This is a genomic window from Polynucleobacter necessarius (genome assembly GCF_900095205.1).
Taxonomy (GTDB): Bacteria; Pseudomonadota; Gammaproteobacteria; order Burkholderiales; family Burkholderiaceae; genus Polynucleobacter; species Polynucleobacter necessarius_E.
Genome location: NZ_LT606951.1, coordinates 1,317,378 through 1,332,428 on the forward strand (window position 1 = coordinate 1,317,378; position 15,051 = coordinate 1,332,428).

The following is a 15,051-nucleotide window of genomic DNA, read 5'->3' on the forward strand; positions in this document are numbered from 1 at the left end:
ATCACTTACAGGCTGATATTGAGGTGAGATGTTGCATGCGCACGGAACCAAAGCATCAGGGTACCAACTGTGATTGCTAAAACTATCAAGCCTGCAAGGCGCTTCTCAAACCAGACTAAAACAAGTCCGATAAAAGCCATCAGAAATGGTAGAAACATATACATGACAGAATTTTAGCGCAGGACACTCTTGGCGCGAGATGAATTCTGTTAATTCAGAGCTTGTAAGGTCTTTAGGCCTTTTGTTTAGAATGCACTTATGAGCACTAAATCTACCCCGCCATGCTTAGATCTTGAGATCACAGGAAATTTGGCATGGGTTACTTTCAATAACCCAGCGGCACGCAATGCTTTGACTTGGCCAATGTACGAAGAGCTCAAAATCATTTGTGATGCGCTTGCGAAAAATATAGATATTCGCGTAGTGATTTTTCGAGGAGCTGGAGATAAGGCATTTGTTTCTGGCAGCGATATTCAACAGTTCGTTGATCTTCAAAAAGATGAGGCATATGAAGTGGCTGTCGATCAGATTTTTGCCTCACTCCAACAACTTCTCATGCCAACAATAGCAATGATTGAAGGCTTAGCGGTAGGCAGTGGATTATTAATGGCAACTGCCTGTGATTTTCGAATCTCTACGATTGAAGCGCGCTTCGGCATTCCAGTTGCGAAGACATTGGGCAACTGTTTATCTCCCAGCAATCTGTCGTGGATTGCCGCTCATCTCGACTTCCCCACTGTGAAGAAGATGCTGTTAACTGCTGAGTTAATTAAAGCGCCTGAATTGCGAGAGTCGGGATACTTATATCAAACTGTAGTACCCAGTGAAATTCATGAGGCAGTGAATGCTCTCGCTGTAAAACTCGCGGCACTGGCGCCTATCACTCAAAAATCCAGCAAACTGACATTAGCCCGCCTACTCCAAAGCAACCTTCCTGATTGCACAGATTTAATGCGTGAAACTTATAACAGCGCAGACTTTAGAGAGGGAGTGAACGCTTTTCTGGAAGGCCGTTCACCCCAATGGACTGGCAAATAAAACGAGTCTTTATTTCATTTAAACAATGGTTGTTTTTAGATCGGATAAACCTGCAACACTTCCTTCTAGAACATCGCCTTTTTCACTGGCCCCACGCCGGCTGGCGTACCAGAAAAGATCAAATCACCTGGCTCCAGTGTAAATAAAGTAGATAGATAGGCAATCGTATCGGGAACGTTCCAGATCAACTGATTCAAATCGCCCTCTTGGCGCACTTCACCATTCACTAGTAGCTTGACAGCCCCCTTGGCAGGGTGGCCCGCACTGACTCACTGGGGTAATTTCACCGCAAGGGGCAGATGATCAAATGCCTTACCCGTGTCCCATGGGCGTCCCATCTTTTTTTGCTTCCCCTTGAAGATCGCGACGCGTCATGTCTAGTCCGACTCCATAGCCATAAACATGTTCTAGCGCTTTATCTGCCGGGATGTTCGCACCACCTTTACCAATGGCGACCACCATTTCAATTTCATGATGAACATCATTTGATAAATTGGGGTACACCCTATTTTTACCATCGGTCATGATAAATACAATTTACTGCAAAGCGACGCGAATCGCCCGTCACTGGCAGAGACACCACTGCTGGTGGATCAATCACAAATGTGGAGCTCATTGAAATCCTTTCTGGGAATTTGGTAGCATAAATTACTTATTTCGGATGTTTAGCAGTATGACGCAATTTCAGCAATAAGATGCTGAGGGCCAAAGCAAAAGTGAGCACATTAGCCAATATCAGGGGCCACTTCTCAATAATAAGGCCGTATACCAACCACAAGCCCACCCCAGCAGTGAATAAGGAATACATACCCAATGAAATTCCGGTCAAATCTCTAGTGCGCCAGGATTGAATCGCTTGAGGTAAAAAAGCGATTGTGGTTAAGAATGCAGCGCAATAACCGATGATTTCAATATGGTGGGGCTCTAGGGCTCATCATTTCATTGTAATCAGAGATAGGATGGATTCATTGACCCAGAGCAGGAAGTGTATTTCTGTAGATAATAGAAATTCGTAACCCAACCTAATACTACAAATACATAATGAGACAACCATTCATTCAAGGTCTAGGCCTTCTCCTATGCAGCTGCATGATTAGCAGCCCACTATTTGCACAGACCAAGCAATTCTGCAATAAAAAATTACCCTGATAAGCCTATTCGCTTAGTAATCCCTTACCCGCCCGGTGGAGCAACAGATGTCATTGGACGCATCATGGCTCAAGAGTTGTCCAAGTCACTGAACCAGCAAGTGGTTCCCGATAATCGCGGGGGTGATAGCGGCAATATTGGCGCAGATATGGTGGCTAAATCACCAGCAGATGGTTATACCCTTTTAATGGGGCCCTCACCTCACATGCCATTAACGCCAATCCTGATAAAGACAAGATCAAGTACAACCTTGAAAAAGATCTCACACCTGTTGATGTGGTGGGAGTCGTGCCTCTCGTGTTTGTAGTAAACCCTTCAGTTCCCGTAAAGAATATGAAAGAGTTCATTGCCTACGCAAAAGCCAATCCCGGAAAGCTGACCTTTGCCTCTTCTGGTGCCGGCGCGCCACAACGTCTGGCAATGGAAATGTTTCGCTACCAACTGGGTCTAGATTTATTACCTGTACCTTACAAAGGTAGTGGACCCGCAATGACAGATCTGGTTGGCGGTCAAGTATTAACGATGTCTGAGACAGTCCCAGCTGCATTGCAATTTATTCAAGCTGGTCAATTAAGGCCACTAGCGGTAACTACTGCTAAACGCATTAGTCAATTGCCAGACGTACCTACAGCTACTGAAGCTACTGGATTACCTAACTTTGATGTGGTGAGTATGTTTGGCATCCTAGCTCCAGCAGGAACACCTAAACCCATCATCGATAAACTGAGCTCCGATATCAAGACTATTTTGCAGCGACCTGATGTTCAAGAGCGGATGTTAGCGGCAGGGGTCTATGTCAACCACCTCTCCCCAGCCGACTCTGCCACGCGCATTCACAGAGAATTAGCGATGTGGGGCAAAGTTGTCAAGGACGCCAACATCAAGCCGGATTAAAGCAGACGAACACCTGAGAGGTACTTAATTTAACGGCACGGAAAAGATTGCTTTGAGCGTTAATGAATCCGTGCTGTTAGAAAAATTTTCCAACTCCAGCCTGAAAAGAGAGCGGCCTACCATCGTAGTACATCATCAAAAAGCCGAGTTGCTGGGTATTTTGATAATTGATGGGCTGATTAATTTGATTCAGATTCGAGTAATACCCAACACCCAAAGCTAACTCAGGCGTAATCTCTCTGGATAAGCGAGTGGCTGTCGAAAAATACGGCGCCTGATGAACATAGGGTTGCGAGAGAGGTATATCTACAATCGGATTGAATGAGAAAAGCCATTCGTCAAAGTGCTTACCGACAATAAAACGTAGCTCGCTGTTATATCTAGATTCATCAAATTGTGGCTGTACATTAGCCAGCTCTAAATTGACACCAGCAAAAAAATCATCCCCTTTATCTTCGCGCAATGGCAACCATTTCATCCACACCTTAGTAGCGGCATATTGAAATTTATTGTCATAATTAACGCAAGAGATATAGAGGCCAGCCTCTAAGTCGTGTCCAAGCCCATAAGCAAACTCTGGCGTTACTCGCACATCATTGTTACTCATTACCTCACCGGGATATGATGGTGCCTGGATGCCTCGAGGTGTGCTGTTGACGTGTAGCCCCACACTAGCCTCACCTTTAGCATTGATTTCATCATCGTAAACCTGAATTTCATCCTGCAGGACTGCCATGCTGATAGACGGCATAGATGATAAACAAATTAAACAAATCAATAGGATTCCTTTGGTCAGCGACTTCTTGATAGGGAGAGCTTGCATCTGCATGATGCCTGAGTTTAACAAGCATTGAGAGAAATTAGACTTCCTCAACTCACAATGACTAGCAACGATGTTGGGTTCATCGTCAATTGCCCAGAGGCCTTGCTGCGATTACTTATTTTTTGTTGAGCCCTGCTTTACGTGCTTCCACTTCCTTGTTAATAGCAGCAATTGTTTTCGCATCTGGTGACTTCCAATTACCCCCCCCTGAGTTATTCACCATATAAACCAATGCATCCGAAAAACCTTCAATACTGAGATTGGGATTACCGCCTTTAGGAGGCATTCCACGCACACCAAAGTAGGCATGGGCAGTCAATGTCACTTGACCCTCGGCTATCAAAAGGACCCACTTAGCTTTATCGCCAAACTTGGGGGCGTTTAGTACACCCGTTCCATGACAATCAGCGCAGACTTGCTTATAGGTATTTTCTCCGGATTTGGGCCACAGCCATATTTGACGCAGAGAGGCCCAATAAACAAAAGAACGGGAAGAAAAATGATGGTTGACGCATTAAAAGACTCTCTTAAACGATGAATGTTTAAGAGATTATCTGAATTTCAGAAAACCTGCTCTAAGTCCAACTACCCTAAACCAAACGCGCTGGCGATCTGATAAGTGATGAAAGAGGCAGTATAAGCCAAGCAGAATAGATAGCTCAACATAATGATGGGTATCTTCCAGCCACCAGTTTCGCGTTTGACTGCTGCGATGGTTGATAAGCATTGCGGCGCAAATACAAACCAAGCCAATAAAGAGAGTGCAGTAGCCAAAGACCAACCACTTGAGATCAAGGGAATGAGTGCATCAGCCGCGTCGATGCTTGAGCTAGACAAGGCATATACCGTTGCCAAAGAACTCACTACTACCTCACGGGCCGCCATGCCTAGCACTAAAGCAATGCTGATTTGCCAATTAAAACCAATGGGAGAAAATACATGGGCTAATGCCTGCCCCATCATCCCGGCAAAACTATATTGAATCGGTGAACCTGTCGCACCTTCCGGCGGAAATGGGAAACTGGATAAGACCCACAAACCAACAGTCATGATCAATATAATTCCGCCAACACGTCGTAAAAATATTTCTGCACGCTGCCATAAGCTGATCGCTAAATTACCTAAGCGCGGTAAGTGGTAGCTGGGCAATTCCATCATCAGCGCATTTATGCGAAATTGCTCGCTGGTAAAACGTTTCAACATCCAAGCTACTGCCATGGCACTTAAAATTCCAGCAAGGTATAGCAAGAATAAAACCAAGCCTTGCAAATCAATTCCTGCCCATAGCTTTTGTTCTGGAATAAACGCTGAAATCAATAATGCATAGACAGGCAGACGAGCAGAACAAGTCATCATCGGTGCAATTAAGATCGTCACCATCCGGTCACGGGCATTCGAGATACTCCGGGTGGCCATAATTCCTGGAATTGCACAGGCAAAACTAGAGAGGAGCGGAATAAAAGATCTACCAGATAGGCCAACCGATCCCATTACCCTATCTAACAAATAGGCAGCCCTAGGGAGATAACCAGACTCCTCAAGCAAAAGAATAAAGAAGAACAGAATCAGAATCTGGGGTAAGAAAATCACCACACCCCCTAGGCCGGCCAAAATGCCGTTAACCAACAAGCTACGCAACCATCCATTTGGCAGCACTTCAATGATTTGTCCGCCTAAATACTCGACTGTAGATTTGATCAGGTCCATAGGCACGGTAGCCCAACTAAACACTGCCTGGAAAATACAAAAAAGCAGCACTACCAAAATCACAGGGCCAAAAAATGGGTGAAGCAAAACAACATCCAAGCGATCGCTTAACTGATCAGGAATAATCCGATCCAGTTTGAGGTTTTGCAAAATTCTTTGCACTTGAATATTATCAGATTCAGCATGCGCTATATGAGAGGCAACGTTTTCTAAAGTCGCATAGCTTGTTCCTGTGCGCATTCCATTTAAATTGCGCCAATCTAACTCTGATAAAAGGCGCTTAATCTCATCGGCACCATCGGCTTGAATGCCAATACTAGTAAGTACAGGCAAGCCCAACTCACTTGAGAGTGCGGCTGTATCGATTTGCAACCCTTGACGCTTCGCAATATCGAGCATGTTCAGAACAACGATACAAGGTAATCCCAAACGTTTGGCGGCCAGCACTAAACGTAAATTGCGACGCAAATTCATGGCACTCAAAACACAAATCACTAGATCAGGACGTTTCTCACCCTCTGCTCTACCAAGCAATACATTGCAAGTCACGCGCTCATCTAAAGATCTAGGGTAAAGACTGTATGCGCCCGGCAGATCAAGAATGCGAATATTTTTTCCGGACTCGAGTGTCAGGCGCCCTTCTTTGCGCTCAACAGTAACGCCAGAGTAATTGGCCACCTTTTGGCGGCTTCCAGTTAATAGATTAAATAATGCCGTTTTTCCGCAATTGGGATTTCCCAATAAAGCGACAAGTGGTTCGCTCGAGAAAAAATGAACTGTAGATTCAGACATTCGCAAAAGACTCAACCACGATCATCCGCGCCTCGGATTGACGCAATGCAAAAGTAGAGGCGCCCACGCGAACCATGTATGGTCCTTTGCCAAGCAAGCCTTTGCGTAATACCGCCACCTGCTCACCAGGTAAAAAGCCAATATCCTCCAACTGCCCTTTAATTTGCGGGGCACCCTTAGGGGCATTTACTTCACTGACGCGATAAAGACTGCCTAAGTCGACTTGATCTAAATTCATTCAATATGCTTTTTAGCTGGTATATGATTCATTATAGCGATAAATGAGAATGAATATCATTCGTTTAAAGCAGAGTTTCACTAAGCATGATGGACTATTTAGACCTGCGAAGGCTTGATCTATAACAAAAAGATCGGGATTCATGCATACTTAATGACATCGTAGTCACCCTCATACGCCATGTACCTACCAAAACACTTTTTAGCAGAAGATCCTGCATTACTGGGTCAACTCATTTCTGAATATCCATTGGCCACGATCGTCGCCAATCTGAATGGTCATTTTGAAATCAACCACCTTCCCCTCATGTTGAGCGCAGATAGGACTAAGTTACATGGCCATGTCGCCAAAATGAACCCCTTAACCAAAGTTGCTGGTAGCAGCAATTCATCGGTGACTGCCATTTTTCATGGTCCTAATGCCTATGTAACACCCTCATGGTATCCCTCCAAAAAGGAGACAGGGAAAGTGGTTCCCACATGGAACTACGCAACAGTTCATGTAGAAGGATTTATCAAACTCATCGATGATTCACAATGGCTTCGCAGTCACGTATCACAAATGACCAATATCTATGAGCCAACATATCAATCCACTTGGAAGCTTGATGATGCTCCAGAGGAGTATGTTCAAACCATGCTCAAGGCCATCATTGGCATCGAGATTGAAGTGAAAAGTTTGATTGGTAAACTTAAGCTGAGCCAGAATCGACCTGCTGAGGACTATGATGCTGTCGTAGCGCAATTAGAAAAGTCACCGCAAGAAACTTTACAAGCAATGCTTGGATATATGAGACCCCCAAAATAAATATGGGGGCTATGGAGTCATGTAGCCATACTTTTGCAAAATAGATTTAGCCTGAGACCCTTGCATAAAGCGATATAAATCTATCGCCTCCTGAGGGGCACCTTTAATGAGCACCATGCGCTGTTTAATCGGTTGGTATAACCCATCATCAAGCAATAAAAATTGGGTTTGCTTTACTACATTAGGCGACTTGGCAAGAGATACAGCAGTAAACCCAATATCAGCAGCACCGCTCATCACATAGGCTTGTAGCTGATCCAATATTGTCAGCATAAACAAGCTTGTCCTTAGCGAGATCCCACAGACCTTGCCCCTTTAAATAATCAACCGCTGCCTTGCCGTAAGGAGCAAGCTCAGGTTTAGCAATGGCAACTTTATTAGCTTTGCTAATGGCTTGAGCAATACTACTCTTGCCTCCAAGCGAAGAAATATCGCTGGCGCACCTTTGGGTTTAAACGCAGTAAAAATTTCTGAAAAAGCATCCTTCAGATTGGCTGCTACGGCAACAGTGGCCACTTGAGCATGTACCGCTTGCGCAAGAAAAAAACAAAACGTAAACAGTATTAGGCGCAATCTAGATCTCAACATGGTCTTTGAATGGATGATATAAGTTTATATCCATCCAGAAATTTGTCGCTTCAGTCCTACAGACTTATAACCAGGCACTTCCTCGGACATCTGACGTATCTTGCGGACAAACTTTCCAATGTCTTTATTTGAGACCAATTCATCGCGCATTGCCAAGAAAAATACTTCGTCTTTCATTTGTATGAAATCAAGACCATTCTCAAGGGCAACACTCTTCACCCCCATGCCTACGCCTGCTTTCTTGGCTAGGATGGAAGTGGCAATAGCCGAATGAGTAAATTCTTCATTTTCATAATCCTTAATCTTTTTAGGATCAATACCCTCTTTGGAAAGTGTCGTATCCAAAAGCAATCTTGTACCCGAGCTTCTTTGGCGATTAATAAACCGAATATTCGGGCGTACCAAATCCTTTAATCGAGTGATATTAAGCGGGTTCCCTTTTGCGATCATGAGACCCTGAACGCGTTTCATCACAGGAAAAATTTGCATACCCTCTTTTTGCAAGCGCTTAGTAATAGTCTTTGAAGCTTGAGGATCTGAAACATGAAAACCTGCAATATCTACTTCATAATTTAGGAGGCGATCTAATGCCTCACCCGAACCCGCAATAATCAAATCAATGCGGATCCACTCCACCCATTACTTTTTGAATAATAGGATCGCTACTACTTGCCAAACTCCAGCGTTTTTCAGATTTCACCCTAAATTGCGCAAACCCCTCTTCCAGATGGGCTAGGCTAGTTTGGCCCAGTCGCCGAGTCTTCTCATCAAAATCGTCAATAAACTGAATGAGGTAATGAGCATATTCAGATAGTTGCGAGCCATGTCCACGAACACGATCCATTAACTTAAAGCCTAGAGCCTCTTCAACCTCATTTACCTTTTGCCACACATTCCGATACGATAGACTAGCCTTTTTACAGGCGGATACCAAAGTTTTCCCTTGGTCAATATCCCTTAATAGACTTGTAAGCCAGACCAGATTAATGATATCAGGGTCTCTAGCGGTCTTATTGCCAAAAACCAGCGTCGGCCTAATTTATATTCGCATATGTAATTTTTTGCATATTGATGTTTTGTAATATGGCAAATATTAACTTAACCATTTAAAAATACCTATATGAGACAACTTTCCACACGCTTTATTGCAATCCTACTAATCACATTTGGTCTTTTTGCAAACCCTGCACCTGCCCAAGAAAAAGTATTGTGGTGTCATCCACCACTTCTACTGAGCAATCCGGTCTTTTTAACTACATGCTCTCCATCTTCAAAATAAAAACAGGCATAGAAGTAAAGGTGGTTGCTGTAGGCACAGGACAGGCATTAGATATTGGTAGACGTGGTGATGCTGATGTTGTATTTGTGCATGATAAACCTGCTGAAGAAAAATTTGTTGAAGAAGGTTATTCAACTAAGCGCTATGAAGTCATGTACAACGATTTCATTTTGATAGACTCTAAATCAGACCCTGCAAAAGTTGGTGGTGGAAAAGACATTCAGGCTGCCTTCCAAAAAATTGCAGCTGCTCAAGCTCCTTTTGTTTCTCGTGGTGATAAAAGTGGTACCCATGCAGCCGAACTACGTTACTGGAAAGGCGCTGGTATCCCTGTTGCACCAAGTCTATCTTGGTATAAGGAAAGAGGCTCTGGTATGGGTCCTGCCCTCAACACTGCTTCAGCTATGAATGGCTATATTTTGGCGGATCGTGGAACCTGGTTGAGCTTTAAAAATCGCGGTGATCTTGCTATCTTGGTTCAAGGGGATCCTAAGCTCTTTAATCAGTATGGCGTCATGCTGGTTAATCCTGCCAAATTTCCGCACGTGAAAAAAGCACAGGGCCAAGAATTTATCGACTGGCTCATTTCAAAGAATGGTCAAGAAGTGATAGCTAGCTACAAGATTGATGGCGAGCAACTCTTCTTTCCTAATGCCAAGAAATAATCAACATGCATAACAAGAATATTTCGTGGACTATGAAATCCCTCATTGTTGCCACACTTGCCTACTTCGGAGTGAATACTACTATGTCACAGAGCAGCCCCTTGAAGCTAGAAGCGCTCTATGGGCGAGGTGCACAAAGTTTTCACTTGGCTACTGGTAGCCCTGGTGAATTAGGTCTGCTTCAAGCGCTGGGTGAGGTCTTTGACAAAAAAGAAGGTGCTCGCTTAATTTGGATTAAGGCTGGTAGCGGTGCTTCATTAAACCTTCTTAAAACTGCACAAGTTGACATGATCATGGTGCATGCTCCTGAAGCCGTCAATAAGGCGATTGCCGATGGCTGGGCCACCAACCGAACACTGATTGGATCCAATGAGTTTTATATCGTAGGGCCAAAGAGTGATCCTGCCAATATCAAGTCTGCTACTAACGGAGCGGATGCTTATTCAAATCATGACGGACAGCAGTACCTGGGTCGCCGAAAAAGATATCGCCCCGAATTTGCAGATTTTGTATCGTGGTGACAAATTTTTAGTAAACACCTACGATGCTCTTGCCACCCCTGCTGGCGCTACCCTCAATCGTGATGTTGCCGTGAAATTCATTCAATTTGTGGCTTCAGATGAAGGGCAGACGATTATCCGCAACTACGGAAAATCCAAATATAAGGAGCCACTTTATAATGATGCTGCATACGCAAAGCAATACGTTCATTAGGAGAAATCATGGAACTCAAAGTCAAATTCAGCGCTCGTAACACTCTTAGCGGAAAAATAGTAGAGCTCAAAATGGGCCAAACCACTTCTCATGTGAAGTTAGATATCGGCGGTGGCCACATCGTGTGACCGCATCCATTACTAATGAGGCAGCGGAGGAACTAAACCTTAAGGTAGGTGATCAAGCTTGGGCGGTAATTAAGGCTTCTGCTGTCATGATTGCAAAAGACGCATAAGTAAACATCAAATACTGACCAATAAAAAAGCCCGCAATTGCGGGCTTTTTTACCACTGGCGTACTACTCAGCCAGTTAAATGCCTAAACTTACTTCTTAGGTGTTACGAAACCAATCGCTGTGTCATCAACAAACTCAATCATGACGTCATCACCAGCTTTGAATTTCTCAAGCCCCAAAACAGCAAGATCTACTTTAACTTTTTGCTTCTCGCCGCTTGACATTGTGAAAGTCACGATGCGTGTTTTCTGATCAATTGCAGAAATCTTCACAGTCGCATAAATCGTGTCAGTAGTTTCTTCAAAAGGTTTAGCAGAGCCTTTGCCAGCTACTACCACTGAGCGTACGCCAGAAGCACCAGGCTTTTGACCTTTACCAGCAGCAGTCAAACCAACAGCAACCGCTTGAGCATGCTCAATTAAAAAAACATCGCCCTTTTTAACTTTTTCCAAATCATTGATGGATTTAGATACGTTCATTTGCGCCAAATTACCATTCGCATCTTTCAACACTACGGTACGTTTTGCTACATCTACTGAATCAACGGTAGCGGTCAAAACTACTACGTCAGCTGCCAAAGGCAACATCTTTGCAGGAGCTTGTGCAAATACAGATCCTGCACAAACAATGCCTACAGCAGCAAATAAACCAGCTAATAAAGATTTCTTCAAAATAACTCCTAATGAGTAAAAGGTTTCAGATGGGCCCAAATGAGAGCCACAATTCGTTGTAACCATGGATTGAGTCATGTAAAAATAGCCCCTAAGTACCACCCAAATACCCCTCTAACTACCCTAATTTCCCTCCAGCTTTGGTAAATTGGAGAGAACAAGCACCTAGGACAAAATAGATTTTGGAAATCATCATTAAATCGTGGAAAGAGGCCGAAAATGACACCTTTTTAATTCGGGAAACGGTATTCGTTCAGGAGCAAGGGGTTCCGGTTGTCCTTGAATTAGATGAATTTGATCTATCGGCAACCCATGCACTTGCTTATGAAGGCACACAATCCGCAGGAACCGGCAGGTTAGTTAATTTAGGGTCCGGTGAGTTCCAAATTGGTCGCATGGCTGTTCTCTCTAGATTTAGGGGGCGAGGCTTAGGCGGCAAAATACTTGAGAAACTGATTGATTTAGCCAAATCCCAAGGTGCAAGCAAGATCATCTTGCACTCTCAGGTAAGCGCCATACCTTTTTATGAAAAATTGGGTTTTCAAGCTGAAGGGTCTATCTTTGATGAGGCTGGTATTGCACATCGTAATATGATTCTTGTATTGCCCCAGATTGACTGATTTTAGATTGCTACTCATGACTACAAATACCAACCCACCTTTCATTTATCGCGTTTGCTATTCAGATACGGATGCTGCTGGCTTTATTTACCATGGTCGCTATCTAGAAATATTTGAACGTAGTCGCGCTGAATGGCTGGCCCAGCGAGATCTCACTCCTACCAAGTTAATCAAAGAGTTTGGAGTCTTGCTACCAGTACGCGAACTAAAAATGAACTTCTATAAACCTGGTCGCCTCGATGACATTCTTTTTATAGATCAAGTGATTGAACATCGCGGCCGTACGCAGGTTGCAGTAAAGCAAACAGCACAAAGAAGAATATTCCAGGGAAATGTTGAAGATATGGAAGTAATCGCCAGCGCTGTTCTTCATATTGTGTGCATAGACACCACTACCCTGAAACCCAAAGCTATTCCCGACTGGTTATTTATTGCCGAGTGATAGAGCAATCTATGGTTGATGAAAAATTACTCAACTTTGTTAAAGACTTTACTCTTCTGCCAGAGCAAAAGCCTAGCGAAGAAATTATTTTTACCAAAGGTAAGCATCTTTTAGAAAAACTGATTGCCGTAGATGACTGGCTTCCAGAAGAATTTACTAAACCCCATCCGCAGTATTACCAACAATACCTTCTCTATGCCGATCCTTTAGACCGTTTCTCAGTAGTGAGTTTTGTTTGGGGTCCTGGCCAGAAAACACCGCTTCATAATCACACTGTTTGGGGGATGATTGGTCAACTACGCGGTGAAGAGAAAGGCACGCCCTACTATCGTCAAATAGATGGGTCATATCAAGCAGGTAATGCACATATCTACCCACCAGGCATTGTTGATACTGTCTCTCCAGATACGCACGACATTCATGTCGTGGAAAATCATTTGCTAGATCAAGCTTCAATCAGCATTCATGTGTATGGTGGCAATATTGGTCGAATTCATCGCTCGGTATTTGATCCTCTCACTGGCGCAGAAAAGTCATTCGTTTCTGGGTACGCCAATAAGCTGGTGCCAAATCTTTGGAATTCTCCATAAACCATTAAATCTCTTGCTTTACGATGAACGACTTAAAATAGAGCCTCTTACTGCAAACGCCTTAGCGTGGCAGCTCACCCCATTGACCGGGATAGTCTTTTAATTGAATACGGGTCAATACTTTATTGGCCCCTATGTTATTTACAGATCTTGGTTTATCAGAACCCATTCTTCGTGCTATTGCTGAAGAAGGCTATACCAGCCCTACTCCTATTCAAGCAAAATCGATTCCTGCAGTTCTCAAAGGTGGAGATCTATTGGCCGCCGCACAAACTGGTACGGGAAAACTGCTGGCTTCACCTTACCCATTTTGCAACGCCTTAGCTCCTCTAAAACCAGTTCGGGAAAACGTCTTTTACGCGTTTTAATTCTGACCCCAACGCGAGAGCTTGCTGCGCAAGTCCAAGAGTCAGTTGTGACCTATGGAAAGTATACAGGCCTGAAATCAACCATCATCTTTGGAGGAGTTGGGGCTAATCCGCAAATTAAAGCTATTGCCGGTGGACTTGATATTTTGGTTGCCACACCCCTGGGCGACTGCTTGATCTCATGTCTCAAAAATGCGTATCACTCAACGATATCGAAATTTTAGTGCTCGATGAAGCAGATCGCATGCTCGATATGGGCCTCTTACGTGACATTAAGAAAATCTTAGCGGCACTTCCCAAAAAACGTCAGAACCTATTATTTTCTGCAACCTTTTCAACTGAAATTAAAGCTCTAGCCGATGGCTTACTGAATGCACCCGAGCTAATAGAGGTTGCACGCAGTAATAGTACGAATGAAGCAATTGCACAGCTTATCCACCCAGTCGATAGAACAAAGAAGCACCCTCTGTTAGCTCACCTGATTAAAAGTAACGACTGGAAGCAAGTACTGGTTTTTACCCGTACCAAACATGGCGCTAATAAGTTGGTAACGCAATTAGAAAAGGATGGCATCACCAGCATGGCCATTCATGGCAATAAAAGTCAGACGGCGCGCACTAAAGCCTTGGCTGATTTCAAAGCCGGTAAGTTAACAGCATTAGTTGCCACAAATATTGCTACTCGAGGGATTGATATTGATCAACTTCCTCATGTCGTGAACTACGACCTCCCTAATGTTTCGGAAGACTATGTCCATCGCATTGGACGTACCGGTCGTGCGGGATCTAATGGGGTAGCAGTGTCTTTGGTATGTGTTGATGAACATCAGATGCTCAGAGATATTGAGAAGTTAATCAAGCAAAAACTTCCTCAAGAAGTAATAGCCGGATTTGAACCAGGCCCCAATGCAGTAGCTCAACCGATTCAATTGCGCAGTCAACAGCATCAGCAATCTAGGAAGCCAAGGCCTACTGGATCGAGTGGCGCACCGGCCAAAAAGACTCCAGCAAAACGGAGCAGTCCGCCCAAAAGAAGCTTTAACCGTTAAACGATTAGTTAAAATACCCTTCTAAATTTAAGCAGTAACCATATTTAATTCATTTAAAGATATAGGATCATGACCACATCCCGTCGTTCAGCCATTAAAACGATTATTGGTGCATTCACCATCCCCTCACTCAGCCCAATCGCATCCGTCTTTGCCCAGTCCTCGCCTGAGTGGACTACTTACGAGATCGTGACCGAAGTCAACCTAGAGATTCCCCGAATGGCAGTGCAGAAACTTGGATTCCGTTGCCTTTAGTTTTGGATACCGACTACTTCAAAACCTTAGCCATTCGTCCTAAGGCAAGCGACCCCAAGGCTATCAATCAAATTTATGAAACTCCAAATAAACAAGCTCGCATGCTTTGGACTAAATGAGATAAATCA

The 15,051-nt window shown here is 44.0% G+C and carries 25 protein-coding genes and 2 pseudogenes; 15 read left to right on the top strand and 12 right to left on the bottom strand.

The genetic code is table 11. The features are described 5' to 3' along the window. Nucleotides 1–5 precede the first annotated feature (5 nt). Entirely contained in the window at nt 6–164 is a 159-nt protein-coding gene (locus DXE37_RS14375; protein WP_415066886.1) for a DUF5993 family protein, read from the bottom strand. A 94-nt stretch (nt 165–258) separates the two neighbouring features. Here DXE37_RS14375 and DXE37_RS07220 point away from each other — a divergent pair, with 94 nt between their 5' ends. Continuing rightward, nucleotides 259–1,038 carry an enoyl-CoA hydratase/isomerase family protein gene (locus DXE37_RS07220; protein WP_114637038.1) on the top strand — a complete coding sequence of 260 codons (780 nt, stop codon included), beginning with the start codon at nt 259–261 and terminating at the stop codon, nt 1,036–1,038. Between the two features lie 18 nt (nt 1,039–1,056). Here the strand turns inward: DXE37_RS07220 and DXE37_RS07225 are convergent. Together DXE37_RS07225 and DXE37_RS07230 are read right to left on the bottom strand one after the other, a co-directional pair. Further along, nucleotides 1,057–1,654 (bottom strand): annotated as a pseudogene (locus DXE37_RS07225) (fumarylacetoacetate hydrolase family protein). A 36-nt stretch (nt 1,655–1,690) separates the two neighbouring features. Continuing rightward, nucleotides 1,691–1,951: a SemiSWEET transporter gene (locus DXE37_RS07230; protein ID WP_114637039.1), complete on the bottom strand. Its 261-nt coding sequence runs from the start codon at nt 1,949–1,951 to the stop codon at nt 1,691–1,693. A gap of 195 nt (nt 1,952–2,146) precedes the next feature. On the opposite strand from DXE37_RS07230, the gene DXE37_RS13575 reads away from it, so the two are divergent. Together DXE37_RS13575 and DXE37_RS07235 are read left to right on the top strand one after the other, a co-directional pair. Continuing rightward, nucleotides 2,147–2,494, top strand: coding sequence for a tripartite tricarboxylate transporter substrate-binding protein (locus tag DXE37_RS13575; RefSeq protein WP_269460310.1), 348 nt, complete (start codon nt 2,147–2,149; stop codon nt 2,492–2,494). Further along, nucleotides 2,425–3,081, top strand: coding sequence for a Bug family tripartite tricarboxylate transporter substrate binding protein (locus DXE37_RS07235; RefSeq protein WP_415067137.1), 657 nt, complete (start codon nt 2,425–2,427; stop codon nt 3,079–3,081). The genes DXE37_RS13575 and DXE37_RS07235 overlap by 70 nt, the downstream gene beginning before the upstream one ends. Before the next feature lie 76 nt (nt 3,082–3,157). Here the strand turns inward: DXE37_RS07235 and DXE37_RS07240 are convergent, their stop codons facing one another. The 4 genes from DXE37_RS07240 to DXE37_RS07255 all read right to left on the bottom strand — a co-directional run bounded on the left by DXE37_RS07240 (nt 3,158) and on the right by DXE37_RS07255 (nt 6,641). Next, the gene (locus tag DXE37_RS07240; protein WP_114637040.1) at nt 3,158–3,817 is read right to left on the bottom strand and encodes a hypothetical protein; all 660 of its coding nucleotides are present in this window, start codon (nt 3,815–3,817) and stop codon (nt 3,158–3,160) included. Nucleotides 3,818–4,019: 202 nt separating this feature from the next. Next, nucleotides 4,020–4,370 carry a c-type cytochrome gene (locus tag DXE37_RS07245; RefSeq protein ID WP_114637041.1) on the bottom strand — a complete coding sequence of 117 codons (351 nt, stop codon included), beginning with the start codon at nt 4,368–4,370 and terminating at the stop codon, nt 4,020–4,022. Between the two features lie 119 nt (nt 4,371–4,489). Then, complete coding sequence (feoB, locus tag DXE37_RS07250) at nt 4,490–6,403, bottom strand: ferrous iron transporter B (protein ID WP_114637042.1); 1,914 nt, start codon at nt 6,401–6,403, stop codon at nt 4,490–4,492. After that, nucleotides 6,396–6,641 (bottom strand): FeoA family protein, encoded by a 246-nt coding sequence (locus DXE37_RS07255; protein ID WP_114637043.1) that lies wholly within the window; start codon nt 6,639–6,641, stop codon nt 6,396–6,398. The genes feoB and DXE37_RS07255 overlap by 8 nt, the downstream gene beginning before the upstream one ends. A 180-nt stretch (nt 6,642–6,821) precedes the next feature. On the opposite strand from DXE37_RS07255, the gene DXE37_RS07260 reads away from it, so the two are divergent. Continuing rightward, nucleotides 6,822–7,448 carry an FMN-binding negative transcriptional regulator gene (locus tag DXE37_RS07260; protein WP_114637044.1) on the top strand — a complete coding sequence of 209 codons (627 nt, stop codon included), beginning with the start codon at nt 6,822–6,824 and terminating at the stop codon, nt 7,446–7,448. Nucleotides 7,449–7,457: 9 nt separating this feature from the next. Here DXE37_RS07260 and DXE37_RS11600 read toward each other — a convergent pair whose 3' ends face one another. Then, nucleotides 7,458–7,721 carry a substrate-binding domain-containing protein gene (locus DXE37_RS11600; protein WP_197713152.1) on the bottom strand — a complete coding sequence of 88 codons (264 nt, stop codon included), beginning with the start codon at nt 7,719–7,721 and terminating at the stop codon, nt 7,458–7,460. After that, the gene (locus tag DXE37_RS14380) at nt 7,669–7,878 is read right to left on the bottom strand and encodes a substrate-binding domain-containing protein (protein ID WP_415067140.1); all 210 of its coding nucleotides are present in this window, start codon (nt 7,876–7,878) and stop codon (nt 7,669–7,671) included. The genes DXE37_RS11600 and DXE37_RS14380 overlap by 53 nt, the downstream gene beginning before the upstream one ends. Here DXE37_RS14380 and DXE37_RS13580 point away from each other — a divergent pair. Beyond that, complete coding sequence (locus DXE37_RS13580; RefSeq protein WP_269460312.1) at nt 7,843–7,968, top strand: hypothetical protein; 126 nt, start codon at nt 7,843–7,845, stop codon at nt 7,966–7,968. The two genes, DXE37_RS14380 and DXE37_RS13580, sit on opposite strands and share 36 nt — an antisense overlap. A gap of 92 nt (nt 7,969–8,060) precedes the next feature. Here DXE37_RS13580 and DXE37_RS11605 read toward each other — a convergent pair whose 3' ends face one another. Continuing rightward, entirely contained in the window at nt 8,061–8,672 is a 612-nt protein-coding gene (locus DXE37_RS11605) for a substrate-binding domain-containing protein (RefSeq protein ID WP_197713153.1), read from the bottom strand. Next, complete coding sequence (locus tag DXE37_RS11610) at nt 8,653–8,928, bottom strand: hypothetical protein (RefSeq protein ID WP_331852139.1); 276 nt, start codon at nt 8,926–8,928, stop codon at nt 8,653–8,655. The genes DXE37_RS11605 and DXE37_RS11610 overlap by 20 nt, the downstream gene beginning before the upstream one ends. Nucleotides 8,929–9,200: 272 nt before the next feature. On the opposite strand from DXE37_RS11610, the gene DXE37_RS07275 reads away from it, so the two are divergent. From DXE37_RS07275 to DXE37_RS12725, 5 genes are read left to right on the top strand one after another with little or no spacing between them, the layout of a single operon-like run. Beyond that, nucleotides 9,201–9,980: an ABC transporter substrate-binding protein gene (locus DXE37_RS07275; protein ID WP_114637045.1), complete on the top strand. Its 780-nt coding sequence runs from the start codon at nt 9,201–9,203 to the stop codon at nt 9,978–9,980. Nucleotides 9,981–9,985: 5 nt separating this feature from the next. Then, on the top strand, nt 9,986–10,501 hold the full coding sequence (locus tag DXE37_RS07280; RefSeq protein WP_197713155.1) for a substrate-binding domain-containing protein: 516 nt from the start codon (nt 9,986–9,988) through the stop codon (nt 10,499–10,501). Further along, entirely contained in the window at nt 10,488–10,694 is a 207-nt protein-coding gene (locus DXE37_RS11615) for a hypothetical protein (RefSeq protein WP_197713156.1), read from the top strand. Before DXE37_RS07280 ends, DXE37_RS11615 begins: the two co-directional genes overlap by 14 nt. 8 nt (nt 10,695–10,702) lie before the next feature. Then, a complete protein-coding gene (locus DXE37_RS12720) occupies nt 10,703–10,822 on the top strand; it encodes a TOBE domain-containing protein (RefSeq protein WP_231971230.1) in 120 nt (39 codons plus the stop codon). Further along, nucleotides 10,819–10,929: a TOBE domain-containing protein gene (locus tag DXE37_RS12725; protein WP_269460313.1), complete on the top strand. Its 111-nt coding sequence runs from the start codon at nt 10,819–10,821 to the stop codon at nt 10,927–10,929. The genes DXE37_RS12720 and DXE37_RS12725 overlap by 4 nt, the downstream gene beginning before the upstream one ends. Nucleotides 10,930–11,018: 89 nt before the next feature. Here DXE37_RS12725 and DXE37_RS07290 read toward each other — a convergent pair whose 3' ends face one another. After that, nucleotides 11,019–11,600: a hypothetical protein gene (locus DXE37_RS07290; RefSeq protein WP_114637567.1), complete on the bottom strand. Its 582-nt coding sequence runs from the start codon at nt 11,598–11,600 to the stop codon at nt 11,019–11,021. A gap of 182 nt (nt 11,601–11,782) precedes the next feature. On the opposite strand from DXE37_RS07290, the gene DXE37_RS07295 reads away from it, so the two are divergent. The 5 genes and pseudogenes from DXE37_RS07295 to DXE37_RS11620 all read left to right on the top strand — a co-directional run bounded on the left by DXE37_RS07295 (nt 11,783) and on the right by DXE37_RS11620 (nt 15,042). Then, entirely contained in the window at nt 11,783–12,220 is a 438-nt protein-coding gene (locus DXE37_RS07295) for a GNAT family N-acetyltransferase (protein ID WP_231971231.1), read from the top strand. A gap of 16 nt (nt 12,221–12,236) precedes the next feature. Beyond that, the gene (locus tag DXE37_RS07300) at nt 12,237–12,662 is read left to right on the top strand and encodes a YbgC/FadM family acyl-CoA thioesterase (protein WP_114637568.1); all 426 of its coding nucleotides are present in this window, start codon (nt 12,237–12,239) and stop codon (nt 12,660–12,662) included. Nucleotides 12,663–12,673: 11 nt separating this feature from the next. Next, on the top strand, nt 12,674–13,252 hold the full coding sequence (locus DXE37_RS07305; RefSeq protein ID WP_114637047.1) for a cysteine dioxygenase family protein: 579 nt from the start codon (nt 12,674–12,676) through the stop codon (nt 13,250–13,252). A gap of 134 nt (nt 13,253–13,386) precedes the next feature. After that, nucleotides 13,387–14,668 (top strand): annotated as a pseudogene (locus DXE37_RS07310) (DEAD/DEAH box helicase). 170 nt (nt 14,669–14,838) lie between these two features. Next, complete coding sequence (locus tag DXE37_RS11620; protein ID WP_197713157.1) at nt 14,839–15,042, top strand: hypothetical protein; 204 nt, start codon at nt 14,839–14,841, stop codon at nt 15,040–15,042. Nucleotides 15,043–15,051 lie beyond the last annotated feature (9 nt).

Excerpts from the sequence above, each read along its gene's own strand:
- DXE37_RS11600 (WP_197713152.1), bottom strand. The coding sequence starts at position 7,721 with ATGCTGACAATATTGGATCAGCTACAAGCCTATGTGATGAGCGGTGCT.
- feoB (WP_114637042.1), bottom strand. The coding sequence starts at position 6,403 with ATGTCTGAATCTACAGTTCATTTTTTCTCGAGCGAACCACTTGTCGCT.
- DXE37_RS07260 (WP_114637044.1), top strand. The coding sequence starts at position 6,822 with ATGTACCTACCAAAACACTTTTTAGCAGAAGATCCTGCATTACTGGGT.
- DXE37_RS07305 (WP_114637047.1), top strand. The coding sequence starts at position 12,674 with ATGGTTGATGAAAAATTACTCAACTTTGTTAAAGACTTTACTCTTCTG.
- DXE37_RS07255 (WP_114637043.1), bottom strand. The coding sequence starts at position 6,641 with ATGAATTTAGATCAAGTCGACTTAGGCAGTCTTTATCGCGTCAGTGAA.
- DXE37_RS07220 (WP_114637038.1), top strand. The coding sequence starts at position 259 with ATGAGCACTAAATCTACCCCGCCATGCTTAGATCTTGAGATCACAGGA.
- DXE37_RS07280 (WP_197713155.1), top strand. The coding sequence starts at position 9,986 with ATGCATAACAAGAATATTTCGTGGACTATGAAATCCCTCATTGTTGCC.
- DXE37_RS12720 (WP_231971230.1), top strand. The coding sequence starts at position 10,703 with ATGGAACTCAAAGTCAAATTCAGCGCTCGTAACACTCTTAGCGGAAAA.
- DXE37_RS07300 (WP_114637568.1), top strand. The coding sequence starts at position 12,237 with ATGACTACAAATACCAACCCACCTTTCATTTATCGCGTTTGCTATTCA.
- DXE37_RS07240 (WP_114637040.1), bottom strand. The coding sequence starts at position 3,817 with ATGGCAGTCCTGCAGGATGAAATTCAGGTTTACGATGATGAAATCAAT.
- DXE37_RS14375 (WP_415066886.1), bottom strand. The coding sequence starts at position 164 with ATGTATATGTTTCTACCATTTCTGATGGCTTTTATCGGACTTGTTTTA.